The sequence below is a fragment of the Acidovorax radicis N35 genome, from assembly GCF_000204195.1.
In the GTDB taxonomy this organism is placed as follows: Bacteria; Pseudomonadota; Gammaproteobacteria; order Burkholderiales; family Burkholderiaceae_C; genus Acidovorax; species Acidovorax radicis.
The window spans coordinates 843,177-866,781 of record NZ_AFBG01000018.1; the positions used below are offsets into that span (position 1 = coordinate 843,177).

At 65.0% G+C, this 23,605-nt stretch carries 23 protein-coding genes; 17 read left to right on the forward strand and 6 right to left on the reverse strand.

Features of this window, described 5'->3' with window-relative positions; all coding sequences use genetic code 11:
- Nucleotides 1-42: 42 nt before the first annotated feature.
- Nucleotides 43-1,134 (reverse strand): tartrate dehydrogenase, encoded by a 1,092-nt coding sequence (locus ARADN35_RS0109585; RefSeq protein ID WP_010461453.1) that lies wholly within the window; start codon nucleotides 1,132-1,134, stop codon nucleotides 43-45.
- Nucleotides 1,135-1,300: 166 nt separating this feature from the next.
- On the opposite strand from ARADN35_RS0109585, the gene ARADN35_RS26135 reads away from it, so the two are divergent.
- The gene (locus ARADN35_RS26135) at nucleotides 1,301-2,266 is read left to right on the forward strand and encodes a LysR substrate-binding domain-containing protein (RefSeq protein ID WP_010461460.1); all 966 of its coding nucleotides are present in this window, start codon (nucleotides 1,301-1,303) and stop codon (nucleotides 2,264-2,266) included.
- 65 nt (nucleotides 2,267-2,331) lie between these two features.
- Nucleotides 2,332-2,922 carry an Lcl C-terminal domain-containing protein gene (locus ARADN35_RS0109595; protein ID WP_029413794.1) on the forward strand — a complete coding sequence of 197 codons (591 nt, stop codon included), beginning with the start codon at nucleotides 2,332-2,334 and terminating at the stop codon, nucleotides 2,920-2,922.
- Nucleotides 2,923-2,933: 11 nt separating this feature from the next.
- On the opposite strand, the gene ARADN35_RS0109600 is transcribed toward ARADN35_RS0109595, so the two are convergent.
- Nucleotides 2,934-3,827: a LysR family transcriptional regulator gene (locus ARADN35_RS0109600; protein WP_010461467.1), complete on the reverse strand. Its 894-nt coding sequence runs from the start codon at nucleotides 3,825-3,827 to the stop codon at nucleotides 2,934-2,936.
- Between the two features lie 250 nt (nucleotides 3,828-4,077).
- Here ARADN35_RS0109600 and ARADN35_RS0109605 point away from each other — a divergent pair, with 250 nt between their 5' ends.
- The 7 genes from ARADN35_RS0109605 (at nucleotide 4,078) to ARADN35_RS0109635 (ending at nucleotide 10,253) form a co-directional block, all read left to right on the forward strand.
- The gene (locus tag ARADN35_RS0109605; protein WP_010461468.1) at nucleotides 4,078-5,151 is read left to right on the forward strand and encodes an alkene reductase; all 1,074 of its coding nucleotides are present in this window, start codon (nucleotides 4,078-4,080) and stop codon (nucleotides 5,149-5,151) included.
- 30 nt (nucleotides 5,152-5,181) lie between these two features.
- Complete coding sequence (locus ARADN35_RS0109610; protein ID WP_010461469.1) at nucleotides 5,182-6,006, forward strand: pirin family protein; 825 nt, start codon at nucleotides 5,182-5,184, stop codon at nucleotides 6,004-6,006.
- A gap of 80 nt (nucleotides 6,007-6,086) precedes the next feature.
- A complete protein-coding gene (locus ARADN35_RS0109615; protein WP_010461470.1) occupies nucleotides 6,087-6,692 on the forward strand; it encodes an isochorismatase family protein in 606 nt (201 codons plus the stop codon).
- An 84-nt stretch (nucleotides 6,693-6,776) separates the two neighbouring features.
- Nucleotides 6,777-7,922: an FAD-dependent monooxygenase gene (locus ARADN35_RS0109620; RefSeq protein WP_029413797.1), complete on the forward strand. Its 1,146-nt coding sequence runs from the start codon at nucleotides 6,777-6,779 to the stop codon at nucleotides 7,920-7,922.
- A gap of 195 nt (nucleotides 7,923-8,117) precedes the next feature.
- Nucleotides 8,118-9,257 (forward strand): zinc-binding dehydrogenase, encoded by a 1,140-nt coding sequence (locus tag ARADN35_RS0109625; RefSeq protein ID WP_010461472.1) that lies wholly within the window; start codon nucleotides 8,118-8,120, stop codon nucleotides 9,255-9,257.
- Nucleotides 9,258-9,544: 287 nt separating this feature from the next.
- On the forward strand, nucleotides 9,545-9,784 hold the full coding sequence (locus tag ARADN35_RS0109630) for a hypothetical protein (protein WP_010461474.1): 240 nt from the start codon (nucleotides 9,545-9,547) through the stop codon (nucleotides 9,782-9,784).
- 121 nt (nucleotides 9,785-9,905) lie between these two features.
- The gene (locus ARADN35_RS0109635) at nucleotides 9,906-10,253 is read left to right on the forward strand and encodes an RNA recognition motif domain-containing protein (protein ID WP_010461476.1); all 348 of its coding nucleotides are present in this window, start codon (nucleotides 9,906-9,908) and stop codon (nucleotides 10,251-10,253) included.
- A gap of 153 nt (nucleotides 10,254-10,406) precedes the next feature.
- On the opposite strand, the gene ARADN35_RS0109640 is transcribed toward ARADN35_RS0109635, so the two are convergent.
- The gene (locus ARADN35_RS0109640; RefSeq protein WP_010461478.1) at nucleotides 10,407-11,312 is read right to left on the reverse strand and encodes a LysR family transcriptional regulator; all 906 of its coding nucleotides are present in this window, start codon (nucleotides 11,310-11,312) and stop codon (nucleotides 10,407-10,409) included.
- Nucleotides 11,313-11,526: 214 nt separating this feature from the next.
- Between ARADN35_RS0109640 and ARADN35_RS26140 the strand changes: the two genes are divergently transcribed.
- The 3 genes from ARADN35_RS26140 (at nucleotide 11,527) to ARADN35_RS0109655 (ending at nucleotide 14,414) form a co-directional block, all read left to right on the forward strand.
- Nucleotides 11,527-11,880: a cyclophilin-like fold protein gene (locus tag ARADN35_RS26140; protein WP_035196926.1), complete on the forward strand. Its 354-nt coding sequence runs from the start codon at nucleotides 11,527-11,529 to the stop codon at nucleotides 11,878-11,880.
- A 290-nt stretch (nucleotides 11,881-12,170) separates the two neighbouring features.
- Nucleotides 12,171-13,166 carry an alpha/beta hydrolase gene (locus ARADN35_RS0109650; protein WP_081474599.1) on the forward strand — a complete coding sequence of 332 codons (996 nt, stop codon included), beginning with the start codon at nucleotides 12,171-12,173 and terminating at the stop codon, nucleotides 13,164-13,166.
- A gap of 99 nt (nucleotides 13,167-13,265) precedes the next feature.
- Complete coding sequence (locus tag ARADN35_RS0109655; RefSeq protein ID WP_010461486.1) at nucleotides 13,266-14,414, forward strand: MFS transporter; 1,149 nt, start codon at nucleotides 13,266-13,268, stop codon at nucleotides 14,412-14,414.
- On the opposite strand, the gene ARADN35_RS0109660 is transcribed toward ARADN35_RS0109655, so the two are convergent.
- A complete protein-coding gene (locus tag ARADN35_RS0109660; protein ID WP_010461488.1) occupies nucleotides 14,401-14,970 on the reverse strand; it encodes a GNAT family N-acetyltransferase in 570 nt (189 codons plus the stop codon). The two genes, ARADN35_RS0109655 and ARADN35_RS0109660, sit on opposite strands and share 14 nt — an antisense overlap.
- Complete coding sequence (locus ARADN35_RS0109665; protein WP_010461490.1) at nucleotides 14,967-15,614, reverse strand: helix-turn-helix domain-containing protein; 648 nt, start codon at nucleotides 15,612-15,614, stop codon at nucleotides 14,967-14,969. Before ARADN35_RS0109665 ends, ARADN35_RS0109660 begins: the two co-directional genes overlap by 4 nt.
- 266 nt (nucleotides 15,615-15,880) lie before the next feature.
- On the opposite strand from ARADN35_RS0109665, the gene ARADN35_RS0109670 reads away from it, so the two are divergent.
- The 3 genes from ARADN35_RS0109670 to ARADN35_RS0109680 all read left to right on the forward strand — a co-directional run bounded on the left by ARADN35_RS0109670 (nucleotide 15,881) and on the right by ARADN35_RS0109680 (nucleotide 20,650).
- Nucleotides 15,881-16,969, forward strand: coding sequence for a DUF6817 domain-containing protein (locus tag ARADN35_RS0109670; RefSeq protein ID WP_010461492.1), 1,089 nt, complete (start codon nucleotides 15,881-15,883; stop codon nucleotides 16,967-16,969).
- Nucleotides 16,970-17,202: 233 nt separating this feature from the next.
- On the forward strand, nucleotides 17,203-18,039 hold the full coding sequence (locus ARADN35_RS0109675) for a MetQ/NlpA family ABC transporter substrate-binding protein (RefSeq protein ID WP_050812476.1): 837 nt from the start codon (nucleotides 17,203-17,205) through the stop codon (nucleotides 18,037-18,039).
- Nucleotides 18,040-18,343: 304 nt separating this feature from the next.
- Nucleotides 18,344-20,650, forward strand: a complete 2,307-nt coding sequence (locus ARADN35_RS0109680) for a putative bifunctional diguanylate cyclase/phosphodiesterase (RefSeq protein WP_029413806.1) — start codon at nucleotides 18,344-18,346, stop codon at nucleotides 20,648-20,650.
- A gap of 163 nt (nucleotides 20,651-20,813) precedes the next feature.
- On the opposite strand, the gene ARADN35_RS0109685 is transcribed toward ARADN35_RS0109680, so the two are convergent.
- A complete protein-coding gene (locus ARADN35_RS0109685; protein ID WP_010461496.1) occupies nucleotides 20,814-21,458 on the reverse strand; it encodes an FMN-dependent NADH-azoreductase in 645 nt (214 codons plus the stop codon).
- A gap of 131 nt (nucleotides 21,459-21,589) precedes the next feature.
- Between ARADN35_RS0109685 and ARADN35_RS0109690 the strand changes: the two genes are divergently transcribed.
- Entirely contained in the window at nucleotides 21,590-22,537 is a 948-nt protein-coding gene (locus tag ARADN35_RS0109690) for a LysR family transcriptional regulator (protein WP_010461497.1), read from the forward strand.
- A gap of 180 nt (nucleotides 22,538-22,717) precedes the next feature.
- Complete coding sequence (locus tag ARADN35_RS0109695; protein ID WP_029413807.1) at nucleotides 22,718-23,587, forward strand: HDOD domain-containing protein; 870 nt, start codon at nucleotides 22,718-22,720, stop codon at nucleotides 23,585-23,587.
- Nucleotides 23,588-23,605 lie beyond the last annotated feature (18 nt).

Here is a 23,605-nt window from a genome sequence, read left to right on the forward strand (position 1 = left end):
GCGGTGCCCAGGCCCGTCTTTGCGGGCCGTGGGCGTGCGCGATCAGGCGGCCTTGCGTGCGGCCTGTGTGCCGCTGACCAGCGCGCACACGGCGTCCGTCACCTGCGCCGTGGTGGCCGTGCCGCCCAGGTCGCGGGTGTGCAGGGCCGGGTTGGCGGTGACCTGTTCGATGGCCTGCATCACGTCGCGGGCCGCATCGGTCTCGCCCAGGTGCTCCAGCAACATCACCACCGACCAGAAGGTGCCGATGGGGTTGGCCAGGCCCTTGCCCATGATGTCGAACGCCGAGCCGTGGATGGGCTCGAACATGCTGGGGTAGCGGCGCTCGGGGTCGATGTTGCCGGTGGGTGCAATGCCCAGGCTGCCCGCCAGCGCGGCGGCCAGGTCGCTGAGGATGTCGGCATGCAGGTTGGTGGCGACGATGGTGTCGAGCGTGGCGGGGCGGTTAACCATGCGGGCCGTGGCGGCGTCCACCAGCTCCTTGTCCCATTTCACATCGGGGAACTCGGCTGCCACCTGCGCGGCGATCTCGTCCCACATCACCATCGCGTGGCGCTGGGCATTGCTCTTGGTGATGACGGTGAGTTGCTTGCGGGGGCGCGACTGCGCCAGGCGGAAGGCAAAGCGCAGGATGCGCTCCACGCCGACGCGGGTCATGATGGACACATCGGTGGCCGCCTCGATGGGGTGGCCCTGGTGCACGCGGCCGCCCACGCCCGAGTATTCGCCCTCGGAGTTTTCGCGCACGATGACCCAGTCCAGGTCCTTGGGCGTACAGCGTTTTAGGGGCGCATCGATGCCCGGCAGGATGCGTGTGGGCCGCACGTTGGCGTATTGATCGAAGCCCTGGCAGATCTTCAGGCGCAGGCCCCACAGCGTGATGTGGTCGGGGATGTCCGGGTCACCGGCAGAACCGAACAGGATGGCGTCTTTGCCGCGCAGGGCATCCAGCCCATCGGCCGGCATCATCACGCCGTGCGCGCGGTACCAGTCGCCGCCCCAGCCAAAATTTTCGAACTCGAACTGCAGGCCGGGGTGCTGGGCGGACAGGGCTTCGAGCACGCGCTGGCCGGCGGGAATCACTTCCTTGCCGATGCCGTCTCCGGGGATGGTGGCGATTTGATAGGTGGTCATGCGGATGCCTTGGTGGAAAGGTCTGGGAATGCCCGTGCCGCGATGGCCGGGCGTGGAAAACGAGACACGAGAAAAGCCAAACGTTGAGAAGGACTGTAGGCCTGGACGCCCTTACGGAACGGCGCTAAAGTGAATCCATCGTTAACCTGCAGTTAAGAGCTATTCGATGAGTTCCACCATTCAACCCGCTGAACTGGGCTTCTTCTCTGCGCTGGCCGCCAGCCCCAGCCTGAGCGCCGCCGGGCGCGAAATGGGGGTCTCCACGGCGGCGGTCAGCAAGCACCTCACGCAGATGGAAAAGCGCCTGGGCGTGGTGCTGGTCAACCGCACCACGCGCCGCATGAGCCTCACGCCCGAGGGCGAGCTGCTGCTGGAGCACGCGCGCCGCATCCTGCGCGAGATTGATGCGCTCGATGAACTCATCGTGCAGTCCAAGGCCAGCCCCAAGGGCCTGCTGCGCGTGAACGCCACCCTGGGCTTTGGCCGCATGCACATCGCCCCCGTGATCTCGGACTTTGTGCGCCAGTACCCCGAGGTGGATGTGCAGCTGCAACTGTCGGTGCACCCGCCGCCGATCACCGACGACGCCTACGACGTGTGCGTGCGTTTTGGTGAGCCGCCCGATGGCCGCGTGATCGCCCGCCGCATCGCTCCCAACCGGCGCGTGCTGTGCGCCGCGCCTGCCTACCTGGACCGCCATGGCAGGCCCCGGGTGCCGCGCGACTTGATGGAGCACCACTGCATCGGCATCCGCCAAGGCGATGAGGCCTATGGCCTGTGGCGCCTGACCACCGGGCGCGGCAGCAAGGCACACACCGAGTCGATCAAGATCACCGGCAACCTCACCACCAACGACGGCGAGATCGCCGTGTTGTGGGCCTTGCAGGGCCATGGCATCGTGATGCGCGCGGAGTGGGACGTGAACCGCCACTTGGCGCAGGGCTTGCTGGAGCCCGTGCTGCCGCAGTACCAGACCCCGGCGGCCGACATTTATGCCGTGTACCCCCAGCGGCACCAGTTCTCCACGCGGGTGCAGGCCTTTGTAGGGTTTCTGGCCGAGGCGCTGGCAGCGTCGGGGGCACCGGCGGGAGTGGCGGGCAGGGTGGGCAAACGCGCGTTGACGGTTTCTTGATCGGAAGGGGTGGCGCTGGTGTCGCTGTGCGGGTAGGGTGTCAGCGTTCGAGTCCGTTTTTGCCCATGAAACCAATTCCGCAACTTTCGACCTTGTTGGCCTGCACCCTCGCAGCCCTGCCAGTGCTGGCCGCCGACCCCACGGCATCGGCCGACTGGGCGCTGTCGGACGACGGTGCCTATGTGCTGGACCACCGCGCCGGGCTTGCCTGGCCGCGCTGCGTGGAAGGCATGCAATGGACCGGCAAGACCTGCACCGGCAAGCCCCTGCTGCTGGACCGCGCCGAAGCCACCACCCTGGCCGCCGACCGCTGGAAGGCTGAGGGTGTGGGCTGGCGCCTGCCCCGCGCGGCAGAGCTGCAGCGCCTGGTGGACAAATCGCTCTCCCCCCCGGGCACCAACCCCATCCTCTTTCCGGCCGCGCCCGGCGAGTGGCACTGGTCCGCCACCAGCAACGTGAGCGCACCCAACGTCAATCCCTACACCTACGGCAACATCGCACAAGGCCGTGCGGGCGACGGTGCGCGGCAGGCTGCCATGATCAACGGCTGGGCGGTGAACCTTTCCACTGGCGAGGCGCGGGGCGATGCCGCAAGGGCCAGCAAACTGCCCGTCCGGCTGGTGAGGCCAAAGCCGGTGGGTGGGGCAGGGCAGTAGATGAGCTGCAGCTAGTCCCGCGCCTCGTCGCCCCGCTGGCTCAGGCGCTCCTGCAGGAACTCGATGAAGCGCTGCACCTTGGCAGGCAGCAGGCGTGTTTCCGTCAATGCATAGACCGGAGTCGGCTTGCCCTCCCAGTCCGGGAGAACCTTCTGCAGGCGACCCGCCGCCACGTCATCGGCCACGATTTCTGCAGGCAGGAGAACGATGCCCATGTCCAATGTGGCCAATCTGCGGAACATACCTACGCTGTTGACCAGGAATCGCCCCCCGACATCAACCTTCACGGTTTCTCCGCTTCGGTGCAGCTCCCAGGTTGCTGCCTTGGGGAACCCGAGACACTCGTGCCGGGACAGTTGCGATGGATGCTCCGGCGTACCCGACACCTTCAGATAGCTGGGGGATGCATAGGCCTGCACCGAGAGGCGGGCCAGCAGCCTGGCAATCAGATTGGAGTCGCTAAGGTCCCCCATGCGGATGGCCACGTCAAACGGTTCGGAGACCAGGTCCACGCGCCGGGGAGTGAGGTCGAAATCGAAGCTGATACCGGGATAGCGGCGCGCGAAGTCTGCCACCAGCGGCGCCATGTAGATGGTCGCGAAATCGACCGGTAGAGAAGCGCGCAGTACGCCGCTGGGCTGCGCGAGCATTTCGCTAAGCTGTTCGTGCGCAATGCGCGCTTCATCCACGATTCGTCGGCTGCGCTCGTAGTACAGCTGCCCGGCTTCCGTGAGTTCAACCTTGCGTGTCGTGCGATGCAGCAGTCGCAGGCCGATGGCTTTCTCCAGCGCGCTGATCCTGCGTGACAGGGTCGAGTTCGGTACGCCGGTCACATCGGCCGCGCCCCTGAAGCTGCGTGCGTGTGCCACCTCCACAAACAGCGCCATGTCATTCAGCAACTCCAATTGATTGCTCCATTTTTGAATCAATGATTGCCATTTTTATGTATTTATCTCTTGGTGGGAATAATAAAAAATACTGACATCGCATTCAAAGGATCGATTCGATGTTCACCAGCACGGCCGCTCTCTCCGCAGGGCCACAAAGCAAAAGGGACGGTCCCACCGGATGGGCCGTCTCCGGCTGCCAGTGCTTTTGACATTGCCGTCGCGGCCTGTCTATCAACCCAAACCCCCAAATGCCCAAGGAATTCCAATGAACCCGTTGTTCACACCCATCCGCATCGGCCGCCTTGTCGCCCCGAACCGCGTCCTCATGGCACCCATGACACGCTCTCGCGCCAGCGATGACGGTGTTGTGGGCGACATCACGGTGACCTACTACGCCCAGCGTGCCAGTGCCGGTCTGATCATCACCGAGGGCGTGTTTCCTTCGGCCTTGGGCAAGGGCTACGTCAACACGCCCGGCGTCGAGACGCAAGCCCAGGTCGTGGCCTGGAAGAATGTGACCGAGGCGGTGCACGCCCGTGGCGGGCGCATCTTCATGCAGCTCATGCACTGCGGCCGTGTGTCGCACCCATCGCTGCTCCATGGCCAGACGCCTGTGGCGCCCTCCGCCATCCAGCCCGAGGGGCAAGCCTGGACACCTGCGGGCCAGGTGGACTTCGTGACGCCCCGTGCGCTGGGTCTGGAAGAAATTGCCGGGGTCATCGACGACTACCGCCAGGCCACCCGCCGGGCCCTCGACGCGGGCTTTGACGGTGTCGAACTGCACGCAGCGTCGGGGTACCTTCCCGAACAGTTCCTGTCCTCGGGAAGCAACCAGCGCACGGACCTGTACGGCGGCTCGGTCGAGAACCGCGCGCGGTTTGTTCTGGAGGTGCTGGACGCCATGACCGCCGAAGCCGGCGCAGACCGTGTCGGTATCAAGATTTCGCCGGAGATGAACTACAACAGCATCACGGATGCTGCGCCCCAAGAAACCTACACGTACCTCGTGGGTCAACTGCGCGACCGGGGCCTGGCGTATCTGCATGTCGCACTGTTCGGCAACCCTGCCGTGGACTACCACGCCGTGCTGCGACCCCTGTTCAGCGGCACCTACCTGATGGGCAGCGGCCTCACGAAAGGAAGCGCCGAAAAGCTGCTGCAAGACAAGCAGGCCGACGCCGCCGTGTTTGGCGCGCCGTTCCTCGCCAACCCCGACCTGCCAGAGCGCTTTCGCGTGGGTGCTGCGCTCAACGCACCCGACCGCAACACATTCTTCGCACCACCCACTGCCAAAGGTTACATCGACTATCCCGCGCTGGTGCCCGCTGAAGCCGATTGAAGTGGCCAACGCCACAAGGAGAAAGCCATCATGACGACCATCGCCCGCATGCAACGCGCCAACCGGGGAACGCAGTTCCGCGCCTACCGCTTGCACGGCTCCGATCCAACGCTGCTCGATCCCTTCATGGGCATCGACCATGCCTGGATGAGCGCACCTACGTTCCCGCCGCATCCGCATGCCGGGTTCTCTGCCGTGACCTACCTCTTCCTGGATTCGGAGACAGGCATTGCCAACCGCGATTCGCAAGGGAACAGGACGTTGATTGAGCCTGGCGGACTGCACTGGACCGCAGCAGGGCGCGGGGTGGTCCATGAAGAAAACCCGGCCGTCCTGGGAAGCACCACGCACCTGCTGCAAATCTTCGTCAACTTGCCGGAAGCTCGCCAGGCCGATGCTCCGTTTGCATTGACCTTGCGCCCGCAGGACGTGCCTGTCGTGCAACGTTCAGGGGCCAGAGTGCGTGTGCCATTGGGCAGCTTTGGAGACGTGAAGTCGCCATTGACTCCCCCGACCGACGTTACCCTGCTGGACGTCACGCTGGAGCCATGGGCATCCGTGGAGATACCCGTGCCCGCCGGTCAACGGGCGTTCTTCATGCCGGTGTTTGGCAGCGCTGAGATTGACGGGGAGGTGTTCGGTCTCGACGACCTCAGCGCCCCCGTCCTGCCAACCAGCGCGGAGGCGACGACCCACAAGCTGATGGCCAGGACGAGCGGGGCCAAGGTTGCCGTCTTCATCGGTCAACCCTTGCACCAACCTGTTCTGTCGAACGGACCGATGGCGTTTGCCAACCAGGATCATCTGGTTGCTGCAGCCGCCGCCTATCAACGTGGCGAGTTGGGAAGCCTTTAAGGGCGCCACACACCGCCGGGGCGGGTGTCCCCTACGCCCCATTTCATTCATTGACCACTTAGGTACTCAGGAGCTACACCATGAAAGTTGAAACATTCACCGCCGAAAACTCTGCCTTGCTGCTCATCGACCACCAGGTCGGTACCATGCAACTCATCAAGAACATCGACAGGGAACTGGCGGCCAAGCAGTCGATTGCCCTGGCGAAGATGGCCAAGATTCTCAACATGCCGGTCGTCATCACGTCCAGCCAGGAAGAGCGCGCCCAGGGCCCCATCCTTCCTGAGATTGCAAAGATTCTCCCTGAGGCCCATGACGCTCGCATCAAGCGCCCTGGCGTGGTCAACGCCTGGGCTTACCCCGACTTCAAGAAGGCGGTGCTCGCCACCGGTCGCAAGAACCTCATCATGGCTGGCGTGACCACCGACGTATGCCTTATCTTCCCCGCCATGGATGCCGCCAAGGAAGGTTTCGGCGTGCAGGCAGTGATGGACGCCTCCGGCTCGCCTAGCGATCTGTCCGAAGAGTTTTCGCGCCAGCGCATGCACGACGCAGGTGTCGTGCTCACCGCCACCAACACGCTGATGGCTGAAATTGCACAGGACTGGTCCACCCCCACCGGCGAGCAGCTGATCACCCTGCTGTTCACGGATGTGTTCCCTGCGCTGGGCGCAGCCATCGCCTAATGTGATTGATGTGCCTGTGAGCCTGGGCATGAGGCGCTTTGACCTGTAGGCACCATATCTTCTATCCGCGCAGATTTGCCCACGATGACTTCTTCACAACCTCTGGTGGTCGTGGTGGGGGGCTCACTGGCCGGGCTGACGCTGGCCCTCGCGAGCGCTGCACGAGGGGTGCCCGTTCAGGTCGTGGAGCGGGCTGCCGGGAGGGCGCAAGGCGGAGACAGCCTGAGCGTTGACCTCGCTGCCATTGCAAGGGCCGTGGGTCACGACCCGCGCTCCTACCCGGTGCTGCCCGTGGTGCCAGCCTACCGCGACCGGCATTTGACAACCTGGCCTGCGTTGTACGGTTGGTTGCGTGACCGGGTCGGCGAGACACCGGGCATCGTGCTTCAAGGGGGCAAAGCCGTCGCGTCGGTCCGGGCGCGGGACGGCATGGCAGAGCTGTCCTTTTCCGATGGAACCCAAACCATGGCTGATGCGGTCATTGGTGCCGACGGGTATCAGAGCGTTGTCCGCCGAGCGGTGTTGCCCGAAGCTCCCTTTGCCCGCTATGCGGGCTATCTGGTCTGGCGAGGCCTGGTGCCGGAGCAAGCGCTGAAGCACCCCGTCTCATGGCCATCGAATGGCGGGCTGTGGATTGACTTTGTGCAGGGCTATCGTCTGGTGGCTGCTGTTGTGCCGGGGCGCGATGGTTCCACCGATATCGGGCGGCGCCAGGTGACTTTTGCATGGTTCGACGCCCACCGCGATGGACTGCTGCGCGCCATGAACCGCTTGACACCCGATGGGCACCTCGTCGGCACACTGGGGCGCAGGAACATCGATGCAGATATCCGCTTGGAGCTGGTGGCCATGGTTCCGACGCTGTGGCCGCAGACATGGGCTGAGGCTGTGACGGTTGGGGTGCGATCCACAGATTCGCTCAGTGGTGCCTCCATTGCGGAGTACCTGCCCGAGAGGCTGGCTCAGGGCCCTCTGGCGCTTGTGGGGGATGCCGCCCACACCGTGTCGCCTATGACGGGGAGTGGTTTCGCAGCAGCGGTAGATGACGCCGTGGTGCTGGCCCGCATGCTTGCCGAGCGTCCTTCAAGCGAGCGCTTCTCCGCCGCCTTGCAACGCTACGAGTCCGTACGATTGCCCTGGGTGCGTGCCCTGGTCAACCACTCGCGTCGCCTGAGCTCGGAATACGTTCAGTACGCAACCCAAGGCAGAGAGGCTGGGGTGGGGAAGTAGTCGGAGCGGATTCAGCAGCCACCGACCGGCGCGTGTTGTGTGCGGCGAAAAACGTGGGGGACAGCAAAGCCAGCCCACTTGATCAAAAATGACGGCTGATAGCGAAGAGGCTCTGGCCAGCTCGGTCCCGCGCCTCCCTCCACACAGTCCGCCGAGCGCACGGCCCCATTTCCACACCCCTACCGCGAGTCACCCATGAACCCCTCCATCCCGACTACCGCACTCCAACTGCGCTCGCTGGTTCAAGCCGACGGCACCTTGCAGATCAGCCTGGAATCCGTGTCCGTGCCCACCCCGGGGCCCGACGAGGTGTTGATCCAGGTGCAAGCCACGCCCATCAACCCGTCGGACATCGGCCTGCTGCTGGGCCCTGCCGATTTGTCCACCGTGCAGGTCGCTGGCAGTGCCGATTTGCCCGTGGCGACTGCCCGCATCCCCGAGCGCGCGATGCCGGGCATGGCTGCACGCCTCGGTCAAAGCATGCCCGTGGGCAACGAGGGCGCGGGGCTGGTGGTGGCCGCAGGAGCCTCTCCCGCCGCGCAGGCGCTGCTGGGCCGCACGGTGGCCGTGATTGGCGGAGCCATGTATGCGCAGTACCGCGCCATGCCGGCTGCGCAGTGCCTTCCATTGCCAGAAGGCACCACGGCCGCCGAAGGGGCATCGTGTTTCGTCAACCCGCTGACCGCACTGGGCATGGTCGAGACCATGAAGCGCGAGGGCCACACGGCGCTGGTGCACACGGCGGCGGCCAGCAACCTGGGCCAGATGCTCAACAAGGTTTGCCAGAAAGACGGCATTGGCCTGGTCAACATCGTGCGCAAACCCGAACAGGCGGTGCTGCTGCGCGAGGCCGGCGCCCAGTACGTCTGCGACAGCAGTGCGCCTGGATTCATGGCCGACCTGACCGACGCGCTCGCGGCCACTGGCGCCACCATCGCCTTTGACGCCACGGGCGGTGGCACGCTGGCTGGGCAGATCCTGCAGTGCATGGAAAGCGCCATCAACCGCAGCGCCAAGGAATACAGCCGCTACGGCTCGGCCGTGCACAAGCAGGTCTACCTGTATGGCCACCTGGACACCCGCCCCACCGAGATCCAGCGCACCTTCGGCATGGCCTGGGGCGTGGGTGGGTGGCTGCTGTTCCCGTTCCTGAACAAGATAGGCGATGTTGCCGCCCAGGCACTGCGCGCACGCGTGGCGGCCGAGTTGAAGACCACGTTCGCCAGCCACTACGCACGCACGGTATCGCTGGCGGGCGCGCTCAGTGCTGACGCCATCGCGTTTTATGGCCCGCGCAATACCGGCGCCAAGGTGCTGATTGATCCGTCGATGTAGTTGAGGGTGGCCTGCCTCCAACGGGGAGTGGAGCAGGGTGTGGGCGGTGCAGCGGTTTTAATACTAAAAATAATATTAATTGCCAATTAAATGCTTATTGGTATATAATTGGCTTGGTTGTAGTCACGGCTCTTGACGCGTGCCGTCACCGCAACGCTTGCTCAGCGGCGTCAAGCCGCCCACGCAGGCCGCCTTTTGCGACCTTGTCGCCCAGTTGGTCTGTAGAGCTGCAGCCGACCGAGTCCTTCGATGCTCACGCAGGTCGATTTCCAAGCCTGCGATCCTGAATGAATCAGATTTCACAGACCGCCATTTCCATGGGCAAGTACGTCGTTTCGCCCGCGACACACCCGACCGACTGCGGCCGCTTTCGTGCCTCCTTCTCGGTCCATCGTTCCCAGGGCAACGGCAGCTACTGCCGCGTGTTCCGTTTTGACAAAGCCTTTGCCTCGCGCGAAGCCGCCCGGCTCTTTGCAGTCACCCAGGGCTGGCTGCAAACGTGCATGTTGCACCCTCCGGCGTGTTGATGATCTGCTGACCGCAGACTCCATCCAACCTTCCAAGTTGTGGCGGACTCCCAGTCTGCACATCCCGTATCCCCAACGGTGCGTCATTCGTTGCGCACCCTCCTTCAGAAAGGCTCTTTTCATGAGCAGCAAAATCTACGTGGGCAACCTGCCTTACTCCGTGACCGACTCCGTCCTGGAAAGCAATTTCTCCGAGTTCGGCAATGTCACTTCGGCCAAGGTCATGATGGACCGCGAAACCGGTCGCTCCAAGGGCTTCGGCTTTGTGGAAATGGCTTCGGCTGAAGTCGCCCAGGCCGCGATCAGCGCCCTGCACGGCATGTCCGTCGACGGCCGCTCGATCGTCGTGAACCTGGCCCGCCCCCGTGAAGAAGGTGGTGTTCGTTCGGGCGGCGCGGGTGGCTACACAGCCAGCAAGCGCTCGGACGTTGGCTATGGCACGGGTGGCTACGGCGGCGGTCGTTACTGAGCTCAGCAACCTTCTGCGAAAGACCGGCTCTGCGGAGCCGGTTTTTTTTCGTCCCGTGCAGGCCCGCGCCATGGAGGGATCTGTGCAAAGGGCGCCCGTGGGGCCTGGTGAGCGTGCCATTGCCCCAGGCCGCCAACCCGGCCACGAGGTACCCTACCGACGGCCTTTCTCCCCCAGTTGCAACGCCTGCAGCACCAGCGAAAAAGCGGGTGATGGCTGGCGCCGGCTGGGGTAGTACAGGTGGTAGCCCGCAAACGGGGGGCACCAGTCTTCCAGCACACGCACCAGGTGGCCGTCTTCGATGTGGGAGGCCAGTTCATCCTCGGGCAGCAGCGCGATGCCCAGCCCCGCCAGTGCCGCATCGACCTGGGGCGGGGCGGTGTTGAAGATCAGCGGGCCGTCCACCCGCACATTGACCTGTTTGCCCTTGCGCGAGAAATCCCACACATACAAGCCACCCGAAGTGGGCATGCGCTGGTTGATGCAACGGTGCGCCGTCAGGTCGTGGGGGGTCTTCGGAATGGGATGGGCAGCAAAATAGCCGGGGGAGGCCACCACGGCCATGCGCAAGGGCGGGCCGATGGGCACGGCAATCATGTCCTTGTCGATGGTGTTGCCCAGGCGCACCCCGGCGTCAAAGCGGTCGGCCACGATGTCGCGAAAGCCGTAGTTCATGTCGAACTCCAGCGTGATGTCGGGGTTCTCGTGCAGCAGCGGCATGAGCTTGGGCAGCAGCGTGGTGTGCATGACATGGTCGCCACAGGTGATGCGCACGGTGCCTGCGGGTTTGTCGCGCAGCGCGGTCAGGGCATCGAGCTCGGCCTCGATGTCGTCAAAGCGGTGGCCGATGGCGTGCATCAGGCGTTCGCCCGCTGGCGTGGGCGAGACGCTGCGTGTGGTGCGCGTGAGCAGCCGGATCTGCAGGCGCTCTTCGAGGCCACGGATGGTCTGGCTCAGCGCGGACTGCGTGACGCCCAGAGTGGCGGCGGCCCGGGTGAAGCTGCCCTCGCGCGCCACGGTGACGAAGGCCAGCAGGTCATTCAGGTTGCGTCGCGCCATGTTCGATTTCCCCATTTGATTGGTTAGCCAGGCTTATAAAGCCATTCGGTATTCATTATCTAGTCGTGGCTCTGGAAGGAAGGCAAACTCCTTTTTCATGACCTTGCGCAACCTTCCGCCTCTCCTCCATCGCCGCTCGCTGGCGGGTTTTTCCGTTGCGTGGTGCCTGGCCGCCAGCATGGCGCCCGCACCAGCCTTTGCACAACAAAAGCCCATGAAAATCCGCCTGCACCTCGACGACGCCGTTGCCACTGCCACGTTGGAAGATTCCGTGGTCGCCCGCGATTTCGCGGCCATGCTGCCGCTTTCGGTGACGCTGAAGGACTACGCAGCGATTGAACGCATCACCGACTTGCCGCGCAAGCTGCCCACCGCGCAGGCGTCCATGGGCATGACCCCCGTGACCGGTGACATTGCTTACTACGCGCCATGGGGCAACCTGGCGATCTATCTGAGTGGCACCGTTTACGACCGAGGCCTGGTGCGCCTCGGCAAGGTAGACAGCGGCCTGTCTGCCTTGCAGCGGCCTGCGCCATTCACTGTGCGCATCGAGCGTGCCAGCGATTGAACGGCGGCCGGACAGAAAGAAGCAAGCGGGCGGAACGCCAGCGTATTCCCGGCCGCCGTCTTTGCCGCCCAGCGGCCTCAACGCCCACTTTTCGTCATTTCTCCCATTCATTTTCCCCATTCACAGGACCATCGAACATGGACAACACCCTCAGCACGTTGGGCGCATTCCGCGCATTGAACACAACACCCGGCACAGATCACCCCACTTCGGACCGTCGCGACTTTCTCATCCGGGCGGGTTTCGGAGCCGCAGCCCTGGGCGGGTTGTCTGCTGTGGGCGGCAGCGCCATGGCGGCGGGGCCGCAGCCAGCACCCGGCAAGGTCAGTGGTGCCGACAATTTCTACAAGAGCGACCGGGTGGTGGTGCGCAAGGTGACCTTCAAGAACCAGTACCGCATGGCGGTGGCCGGGAACCTGTTTGTGCCCAAGAACCTGGACCGCAGCAAGAAAAGCCCGGCCATTCTGGTGGGCCACCCCATGGGCGCGGTCAAGGAACAAAGCGCCAACCTGTATGCCACCAAGATGGCGGAGCAGGGCTTCATCGCACTGTCGCTGGACCTGCCTTTCTGGGGCGAGAGCGACGGCCAGCCGCGCAACGCCGTGGCGCCAGACATCTATGCCGAGGCTTTCAGCGCGGCGGTGGATTTTCTGGGCACGCAGGCGATGGTGGACCGCGAGCGCATCGGTGCCATTGGCGTGTGCGGCAGTGGCAGCTTTGTCGTCAGTGCCGCCAAGATTGACCCGCGCATGAAGGCCATCGCCACGGTCAGCATGTACGACATGGGCGCTGCCAACCGTGATGCGCTGAACCACTCGCAGACTGTGGAGCAGCGCAAGCAGATCATTGCCGCCGCTGCCGAGCAGCGCTACGTGGAATTCACCGGCGGGGCCATCCAGTACACCGGTGGCACGGTGCACGCGCTGACGGCAGACACACACCCCATTCAGCGGGAGTTCTATGACTTCTACCGCACCCCGCGTGGCGAGGTCACGCCCAAGGGCGGCTCACCCAAAACCACCACCCACCCCACGCTGACCAGCAACGTCAAGTTCATGAACTTCTACCCGTTCAATGACATCGAGACGATTTCTCCACGCCCGATGCTCTTCATCACGGGCGACCAGGCGCATTCCAAGGAGTTCAGCGAAGACGCCTTCAAGCGCGCTGCCGAGCCCAAGGAGCTGTACATCGTCCCCGGTGCGGGCCATGTGGATCTGTACGACCGCGTGACCCTGATTCCGTGGGACAAGCTGACGGCGTTCTTCGGCAAACACCTGGCGTAAATGGTGACGACTCAGGTTTGCGGCGCGCCACCACCGGGCGACGCCGGCGACGCACGTGGTGCGGCGGTGGACCCTGCGCGCTGGAGCGGGGTATTCGCGATGACGCTCTGCGTGTTTGCGCTGATCGCCTCGGAGTTCATGCCGGTCAGCCTGCTCACGCCGATGGCCGACGACCTGGGTGTCAGTGAAGGTTGGGCTGGGCAGGGCATTGCGGCATCCGGCGTCTTGGCGGTGCTCACCAGCCTGAGCATTGCGGCGCTCGCAGGCAGGATGGACCGCAAGACCCTGCTGCTGGGACTGACGGCGCTGATGTGCCTCTCCGGGGCGGTCATCGCGCTCGCACCAAATTACGCGGTGTACATGGTGGGGCGCGCGCTCATCGGGGTGGTGGTGGGCGGGTTCTGGTCCTTGTCGGCAGCCACGGCCATGCGGCTGGTGCCTGTCCAGCAGGTGCCACGGGCGCTGGCCATCTTCAATGGCGGCAACGCACTCGCCACGGTGGTGGCGGCGCCGCTGGGCAGCTATCTGGGGGCTGTGATCGGCTGGCGCGGGGCCTTCTTGTGCCTGGTGCCGGTGGCGGTGGTTGCCTTCGTCTGGCAGTGGGTGAGCCTGCCGCCAATGCCTGCAGGGCCGCAGCGTGCTGGGGGCTCTGGCGCTGTTTTGAGGCTGCTCCAGCGCCGGGTGATTGCTGTCGGCATGCTGGCCGTGGGCAGTTTCTTCCTGGGGCAGTTTGTGCTGTTTACCTACTTGCGGCCGTTTCTGGAAACCGTGACGCATGTAGGCGGGTTCACCCTGTCATTCGTGCTGTTGGTGATCGGGGTGGCGGGTTTTGTGGGCACCACGCTCGTCAGTGCGGTGCTGGCCAGGGGCTTCTACCGAACCCTTTTCATGGCACCCCTCCTGATGGCGCTCATCGCCGTTGCGCTGATCTGCCTGGGCGACCGGTTGACCGCTGTGACGGCATTGCTGGGCCTGTGGGGCCTGGTGGCCACCGCTGCGCCCGTAGGCTGGTGGACGTGGGTCGCCCGATCGATGCCGGAGGACGCCGAAGCCGGAGGTGGCCTCATGGTGGCGGTGGTTCAGCTGGCCATTGGCCTGGGCTCCACGGTGGGTGGCCTGCTGTTCGACAGCAGCGGCTACCAGAGCACCTTTGCCGTGAGCGCCGCCTTGTTGTTGCTGGCCGCTTTGCTGGTCTTCCTGACCTGGCGCACCAGCATGGCCGATGGCCGCGCCATCACAGGTGCTTGAAGAAAAACGTGGTGCCGCACAACGCGCCATCCGGCATCAACGCGTAGCCGGGCACCACGCCCACGCGCTGCCAGCCTGCGCGTTCGTACAGGCGCTCGGCGTCGCCGCCGGTGACGGTGTCGAGCACCAGCACGGTTTTTCCCTCTGCGCGTGCGGCGTCGTCCACGGCTGCCATGAGCTGCTGGGCGATGCCCTGGCGGCGGGCCTTGCGGTGCACCAGCATCTTGGCCACGTCGGCGCGGTGGGGCTGGTTGTCGGGCATCGCGGTGACGAGCTGCACGGTGCCCACAACGGCGCCTTGCGCGTCTTCGGCCACCAGCAGCACGCGCTCGTTGCGCGCCACGCCTTCGGCCACGTTGTGCCAGAAGGCCACAGCCTTATCGCGCGGCAGGGGCTGCATGAAGCTGACCGACGCGCCACCCTGCACGCAGTCGATCAGCACGTCGGCCAGGGCTGGCACAGTGGCGGCAGCTTCGTTGGGGCCGAGGCGGCGCACGGTGGTGGATGCGTGGGGGGCATCCACGCAGGGCGATGAAAGGGCCAGCGGGGCGGTCATGGGGATTTTCTCCGTGTTGTGGTGTTGGAGGAGGGGGATGGTGGCGCGGGGGAGGCCACGCGCGGCGCAAAACCCTGCGGCGCGAGCGTGGCCAGGGCCACGAGGTAGCGCGCGGCCTTGCGCGTGGGGTTGTGGAACACGATCGGCTGGCTCAGTTGCATGGCCAGGCAGTCGCCTGCCTCCAGCGGCCAGGTGGTGCCGCCCACGGTGAGGTCCATGCGGCCTTCGATGACCCAGACCTGCTGGTGGATGTTGGCGTCGTGCACCGCAGAGTCCAGGGCCACGCGCTGGCCGGGCGGAAACTCCACTTCCACCAGCTGCAGCGGCGAGCGCGCTGGCGGCGAGAGCTGGCGGCGCATATAGCCCGACGCCGGGTCTTGCCACAGCGGCTGGTCGGCCGCGCGGATGAACGGGGAGGGCGCCTGACCACTGCGGGCACTGTCGTCAAAAAACGAGGCCAGGGCCACGCCGAGGCCGATGGCAAGCTTGTCCAGCACAGCCGCCGTGGGGCTGCTTTGTCCGCGTTCGATGAGCGAGATGTTGGAGCGGCTAACGCCGCTGCGTTCGGCCAGGGTGTCGAGCGAATAGCCCCGGGCGTCGCGCAGTTCGCGCAGCCTGCCGGCGATGCGGGTGTGGATGTCCATGAGGTCAGTTTAATGGAAAAAAATCCATAAAACTGGAAATTGTCTGAAATGATGGCGCCACAGATTGGTGCGCGGACCGGCCATGGCACAGGATTGGCGGGTAGATTGCTATTATTTGAATAGCTAAAAATACAATGTGGATAAGCGACAAGCCACTATTTTTCTTGTGATTTGATCGCGCCATGGCGAGTGGCGCAGGTCCTGGCGATGCTGATACTGTGTGTACTTTGCATTTCACGCACCTTCGACCGCCGGAGACAAAAACCATGACCCTGCCGTTTCATTCCCTGGATGCTGACCTGTTCGCCCGTGCCCAGACCTTGCTGGACGAGGAGTGGCTGGCACGTGACCCGGACCTGGCCCCCGTGTTGCCCACAGTGCTGGCGCGCAATGTGGGGCAGGACTGGCACAAGGCGGGCACCTTCCGCCACCATCTGGTGGGCGTGGCGCGCTCGCTCACCATGTGGCAGCAGCCGCGCGATGTGCGCCTGCTGGGGCTGTTGCACAGCGTGTACGGCAATGCGTTCGTGGATCTGGTGAAGTTCGACCCGGCCCAGGAGCGCGCCCGCGTGCGCGACCTGGTGGGTGAATCGGCCGAGCACCTGGTCTATGTGTTCTGCACCCAGTCGCGCACGCAGTTTGTGCAGAAGGTGCTGGCCCATGCGCTGGAGGCCGATGGCAGCCTGGTGCTGCAAAAGGACGGCATGGACCATGTGCTCACGCCATACGAGGTAGCCACCTTCATCATCGTCAGCATGGCCGACACCATCGAGCAGTGGTTCAGCTGGCAGGACGACATCTTCTCGCGCTTCCCGGAGGTGCAGCATCGCCACCAGAAGGCCCACTGGGCGGCATCGCTCTGGCCCGGGCCCATGCGGCCATCGGGGCGCATGGTGCACCAGATCAACGGGCTGGCCAAGGCGCTGCAGCACCCGGGCCTGAAGGGCCTGTTGCCCGTGCCACCGGTGTTTGGCCATTGCACGCAGCACCTGTCGGCCGCCAACGAGGCGGCGGCCGCCTCGCTGTACTGGTCGGTGATCCAGCAAGACCAGCCGCTGGTGGACCTGGATGTGGCCACCGGTGTGCTGGAAAGCGCCGTGCGCCACAACCCCTGGGTGGGCGAGCCGCAGATGGTGCTGGCCCAGCTGTACCTGTCGGCTGGCCGCCAGGACGACGCCAAGGCCGCCGCCGAGAGCGCGCTGCACCTGTTCAGCGCCTGGGGCAACTCGTGGGACAAACGCGTGCAATGGGACGCCTGGGTGGCCTGGACGCGCATCCTGCTGCAGGGCGCGACGGTGGAGGGCACCTGGCCGGAGCGGCTGGACAAGCTCAACAACGTTGCGCTGCGCGGCTGACTTGGAACATCCCCCTGAGTGGCTGCGCCACTTCCCCCTTCTCTCGAATCGCTGCGCGATTCGGGAAGGGGGACGCAGCCCTCGCTGCGGGGCGGCCCTTGCTCGGCTGCCCTCGCCGGGCGCGCGCCAGTTTCATGAGGTGAGGGTGGGGGCACGGGCCTTGTCTTCTTATTCGAATGGGTTGTAATGAAATGAAAACTTAGTTGTTCCAGTTTTATCGGGGAAACCCTAGGATGCGAACCATCTCTCAACGAAAGGTTTTCCCTGTGAACAACAACAAGCGCCTCCTCCTGCAATCTGCCCTGGCTTTGGCTGCTGCCGCCGCTTTCTCTACCGGCGCGATCGCCCAGGACAAGCCCCTCAAGATCGGCGTGACGGGCGGCCCCCACGCGCAGATCTTCGAGGTGGTCAAGAAGGTTGCCGAGAAGGACGGCCTCAAGATCCAGGTCATCGAGTTCAGCGACTATGTGCAGCCCAACGCTGCGCTCGCCGCTGGCGACCTGGACGCCAACAGCTACCAGCACAAGCCCTACCTGGACGCGCAGATTGCCGACCGGGGCTACAAGTTTGCCGCAGTGGGCTACACCGTCAACTTCCCCATCGGCCTGTATTCCAAGAAGGTCAAGAAGCTCGAAGACCTGAAGGAAGGCGCCAAGTTCGGCATCCCGAACGACCCCACCAATGGCGGCCGCGTGCTGCTGGTGCTGCAGGACAAGGGCCTGATCAAGCTGCGTGACGGCGCTGGCCTCAAGGCCACGCCGCTGGACGTGGTGGGCAACCCCAAGAAGATCAAGTTCGTCGAGCTCGATGCCGCCCAATTGCCCCGTTCGCTGGACGACCTGGACGCTTCGGCCATCAACACCAACTTTGCGCTGTCGGCAGGCCTGAACCCTGGCAAGGATGCCATTGCCCAGGAAAACGCCAAGAGCCCCTACGTCAACCTGATCGCCGTGCGCGATGCCGACAAGGACAAGCCCTGGGTCGCCAAGCTGGTGAAGGCCTACCACTCGGAAGAGGTGAAGAAGTTCATCCAGACCGAGTTCAAGGGTTCGGTGCTGCCGGGCTTCTGACCGTCTTTCCGGTGGCGCGCAGGGGCGCGCACTGTGGTCCTTCGCCGGTATGCCCTGCTGGCTTCCCCGCACCCTAACCTTCTTCCGCGAGGGGAGAGGGGCTGAGAAGGCTGCTGGAGCTACAAAGTATTCATCCAAATTGGCACCTGGCGCTTATTGGTTAAGCGCAAGGTGCTATTTTATTTGTAGCTATTGGCCGCGCCTAGTACCCCAGCAGTTCCGTGGGGAACTGGCGGGGCGTGGCCTGGGGCCACAATGAAGGTTAACGTTCGGTAACACACCCTCAGCCCTGCGACCCCTGCCCATGCCTCTCGCGGAACGAAACCTCACAGTGGCCTGGGCCGTCGCGGCGGCGCTGTTGTTCGCCGCATCGCTGTGGGTGCCGCACCAAAGCGTGCGGGTGTTTCTCGACAACGCGTCGTGGACGCTGGCCCTGTGCCTGTCGGCCTTCTGGGCCTGGCGCGGCCGCATGCAGGTGCCGCCGGCCGAGCGTTTGCTGCACACGGGTTTGTTCGTCGGCACCTTGCTCATGGCCACCGGGCAGATGGTGTGGAACCTGCAGGTGGCCCTGGACTGGAACCCGTTCCCTGCGCCAGCCGACCTGTTCTTTCTGGCCGTGGGCCCGGTGTGGGCGGCCACCGTGATCCGCGCCACGTTTGCGCGCCTGGCCAAGGACCGCACTTACCCGGCATCGCTCGATTTTGGGGGCGCCGTGCTGGCGCTGCTGGCCTTCACCCTGGTGATCTACCTCCCTACGGGTGAGATGCGTTCGCTGGCAGAGGGGGCGGTGCTGGTGCTGTACCCCGCCACGTTTCTGACCGCTGCGGGTGTCGGGGCTCTGGCCATTCCCACGGTCGGGGTGCGCATCACACGCTCGCATCTGTTGGTGCTGCTGGGCATGCTGGGCTACGGCCTGAGCTGGATGCAGTGGAATCTGATGGTGATCCACGGCACGGTGCAGCCCGGGCTCTGGTTCAACGCCAGTTTCAGCCTGTCGGCGCTGGCCTTTGGCTGGGGCGCGCGCTGGCTGCGTTTTGAGGTGTCGGCAGACCAGGACTACCGGCGCCAGTGCGATCAGCTCATGAACTACGTGCCGCTGGTGTCGATGACGCTGGCGGCCATCACGCTGGTGTTGCTGTTCATCACTCCCGACGGACGTGTCGGCGTGCAGGCGCTGATCCTGGGGTGCTGCCTGCTGGTGCTGCTGCTGGCGGCCCTGCGCCAGACCATCGTGGTGGGCCTGCTCAACCGCCTGCGCACGGCGGAGGCAGCGGTGCTGCGCAACGAAGAGCAGCTGTACCAGGTGGCGCACTTTGATGCCCTCACGGGCCTGCCCAATCGCCGCTATTTTGAAGATGCACTGGAGCGCGCCGTGGCCGATGCGTCGCGCTACGCGCACGCGCCCGACCGGCGTGTGGCGCTGCTGCTGATCGACCTGGACCACTTCAAGAGCGTCAACGAAACCTACGGCCACCGCGTGGGCGATGCGTTGCTGAGCGAGGTGGCACAGCGCATCACCCAGCTGCTGGCGGGGCAGGGGCTGGTGTCGCGGCTGGCCAATGACCAGTTCACCGTGATGCTGCTGCGGCCCGCGTCGCGCACGGTGCTGGCGCAGCGGGCAGCTTCGCTGGTCGAGGGGCTGTCGCGGCCCTGGGAGCTGTCGGAGGTGGGCGCGCAATACATGGGCGCCAGCATCGGCATCAGCCTGTTCCCGGACGACGCCAGCAACAGCGCCGAGCTGGTGCGGCACGCGCATTCGGCACTGCATGCCACCAAAAGCGCCGGGCGCGGTTCGTACCGCTTCTACATTGAAGAGTTCACGCAGATCACGCGGGGCCGGCTGGAGCTGCGCCGCCGCTTGCACAGTGCGCTGCAGGGCGGTGAGTTCACGCTGGTGTACCAGCCGCAGCTCAACCAGCAGCGCCAGACCGTGGGAGCCGAGGCGCTGCTGCGCTGGTCGGTGGATGGCAAGGCGGTGTCGCCCGACGAATTCATCCCGCTGGCCGAAGAAAGCGGGCTCATCGTGCCGATTGGCCTGTGGGTGTTCGAGACCGCCTGCCGCCAGGTGGCGCAGTGGCGGGCCGAAGGCTGGCAGGTGCCGGTGGTGTCGGTCAACGTCTCCACCATCCAGCTGCGCGAGCCCGGGTTCACCCAGACCCTGCTGGGCGTGACGCAGCGGGCAGGGGTGAGCCCCGCCGTTCTGGTGCTGGAGATCACCGAGTCGCAGCTGCTGGACGAGTCGCTGTATGCCATTGCGCTCGATCTGAAGAACGCAGGGTTTGCGCTGTCGATCGACGACTTTGGCACCGGGCACTCGTCGCTCATCAAGCTCAAGCGGCTGCCCGTGGGCGAGCTGAAAATCGACAAGGTCTTTGTGCGCGACATCGTGGTGGACGTGAACGACCGCGAGATCTGCGCCACCATCAACGCGCTGGCCCGCACCCTGGGCCTGGAGGTGGTGGCCGAAGGGGTGGAGACTGAGGAACAGCTCCAGCTCCTGATCAAGATGGGCTGCGAGCGTTTTCAGGGCTGGCTGTTTGCCCCGGCCCTGGCGCCGGAGCAACTGGCCCGGCACTGGCTGCAGCGGCAGGTGCCGTTGGCGGTCCACTGAAAGCCCCGAAGCTCCGAAGCGCCGGGAGTCAAAAATGATAGCTGCTTGCGCTTTATTTATATGCGCCAGAGACCATTTTTATTGGCGAAAATGACAAAACCCGGTGCAGGGCCGGGTTCTGGGGGCGCCGCAGGGCTGGCGCCCTGTGGCGGTGGGGTTGTGACTACGCAGCCTGCGACACGCGGGCCTGGTTGGCGGCCACGCTGGTGTTGCTGGTGATCGCCTGCTCGGCCAAAGCCAGGGCGGCGGCCTTGGCGTCCGGGCCCATGCCCACCCCTTCGGCGCGCACAAAACGCACGTCGGTGATGCCGAAGAAACCAAACACCACCTTCAGATAGCTCTCTTGGTGCTCCATGGCCTGGCCGCCTTCGCTGGTCGAATACACGCCGCCACGGCTGGACGCCACGATCACGGTCTTGCCACCGGCCAGGCCCACGGGGCCCTTGTCGGTGTACTTGAAGGTGCGGCCGGTTTGGGCGATGCGGTCGATCCAGGCCTTGAGCTGGCTGGGCACCGAGAAGTTGTACAGCGGCGCGCCAATCACGATCACGTCGGCCGCCAGGAACTGGCTCACCAGCGCCTCAGACAATGCGTTTTCACGGCGCTCCACATCCGTGGCAGCGGCCTGGCCCGTGCGGAAGCCGAGCGATTCCACCGACAGGTGGGAGGGGGCCTGTGTGGCCAGGTCCAGGTAGTCCACCGTGGTGCCGGGGTGGGCGGCTTGCCAGGCGGCCACGGTGCGGGCGGTCAGTTGGCGGGACACGGATTGTTCACCGGTGATGGCAGAGTCGATGTGAAGCAGTTGCATGGAAAACTCCTGGGAGGTCTGTGGGTGGAGCCACAGCGTGTGGCCATGGGATGAATTGTGGTTGTTCGTTCTTCTGTTGATAAGGTGGGGAACTTGCGATAGATTGTTCTATCCATAGGACGATGACTGCGATGCAAGATCTCAACGACATGCTGTATTTCGCCGAAGTGGTGGAGCGGGGCGGCTTTGCCGCTGCGGGCCGAGCCCTGGGCATCCCCAAGTCGCGCCTGTCCCGGCGTGTGTCGGACCTGGAGACACAACTGGGCGTGCGCCTGCTGCAGCGCACCACCCGAAAGCTCTCGTTGACCGAGGTGGGCGAGGCGTACTTGCGCCACTGTCAGGCCATGCGCGAGTCGGCCCAGGCCGCCGCCGACACGGTGGCCCAGGTGCAGACCACCCCACGCGGCACCATCCGCGTGAGCTGTCCCGTGACGCTGGCGCAGACCGTGCTGGCCGAGCTGATGCCGCAGTTTCTGGCCAACTACCCGGAGGTGCGCATCGACATGCTGGTGAGCAACCGCGCGGTGAATCTGGTGGAAGAGGGCATTGATGTGGCGCTGCGCGTGCGCCCGTCGGTGGACGACAGCGGCAGCATGGTCGTCAAGCGCCTGGACCACACCACGCAGATCCTGGTGGCCAGCCCCGAGCTGCTGATCCGCCAGGGCACCCCCAAGACGCTGGACGATCTTGCCAAGCTCGACAGCATTGCCATGTCCGCGCCCGAGGGCCGGTCCATCTGGAACCTCATCGGTCCTGGCGGCGTGCACCAGATGGTGCAGCACACCCCGCGTTATGTGGCCGATGACCTGCTCACGCTCAAGTACGCCGCTGTGGCGGGCACCGGTGTGTGCTGGATGCCCGACTACATGTGCCAGGAAGAAATGCGCGAGCGCAAGCTGGTGCGTGTGCTGCCCGACTGGGCTCCCGCACCCGCCATCGTGCATGCCGTGTTCCCCTCCCGCCGGGGGCTGTCGCCTGCGGTGCGGCGATTTCTGGACTACCTGGGCGAGGCCATGCCCGGGCGCAGCAGCTTGAGCACCCGCCAGGCCTTGCAGGGGGTGGACGGGGCGGATATCTGAGGCTGGGCGAAAGCGCGCCCCGACCGGACTGGCGTCCGCGCCGAATCCGCCGACTGCGGCAAAGACCGTATGCCGCCACGGGCTGCGTCGGCACATCGCTTTTTGGCGCCACAATGCAACGAATTGCAACTGTGCGGGCAGCCCCTGTGTTTACCGCACCGGGGCCGTCCGGGATTCCTTGTGACCGCTCCACACCCCATCGATCAAGATATCCGGCAAGCCCGCGTGCACCCTGCGGTGCGGGCCATCGTGGTCCCGCCATGCCCCGAGTCGCTGCTGCGCCTGCAGCAGATCATGGCCGCGCCCGAGCTGGACTCTGCCGCCCTGGATCAACTGGCGTCCTCGGACGTGGCCCTGGCCGCTGCCGTGATGCGGCTGGCCAACAGCCCGCTGTATGGCCTGGCCCAGCCGGTGCAGACCGTGGGCATGGCGCTCACGGTGCTGGGGCTCCAGCCTGCGGTGGAGCTGCTGTCGGCCTTCATCACGCGCAATGCCCTGCAGGTGCGGTCCCCGCTGCTGGAGCATTTCTGGGAAAGCTCGCAGCGCCGCGCCATTGCGTGCGAGCACATCGGCCACCAGCTCTACAGCTTTGACCCGGGCCTGGGCTACAGCTTCGGGCTGTTCTGCCATGTGGGCATGCCTGTGCTGGTGAAGGCCGTGCGGGGCTATGCCAGCACCGTGACCGAGGCCCTGGCCCGCAAGGACCGCACCTTCACCCAGACCGAAAACGCCAGCCACCGCACCGACCACGCCGTGATGGGCGCCATCGTGGCCCGCACCTGGCACCTGCCGGGGGATGTGGCGCAGGCCATCTGGCTGCACCACGACTTTGCGTGCCTGGGCGATGAGCGCTTCAACCCCACGGTGCGGCACCTTGTGGCGCTGGGCCTGCTGGCCGAGTACCTGGTGAACCACCACGACAACCTGGCCCCCACGCGCGAATGGCTGCAACACGGCCAGGCCTGCATGCAGCATCTGCACGTGACGCAGGATGAGCTGGACCACTGGATCGACGCACTGCACCCGGCCTTTGAGGCCGTGCGGTTCTGAGAACGTAGACACGTTCTG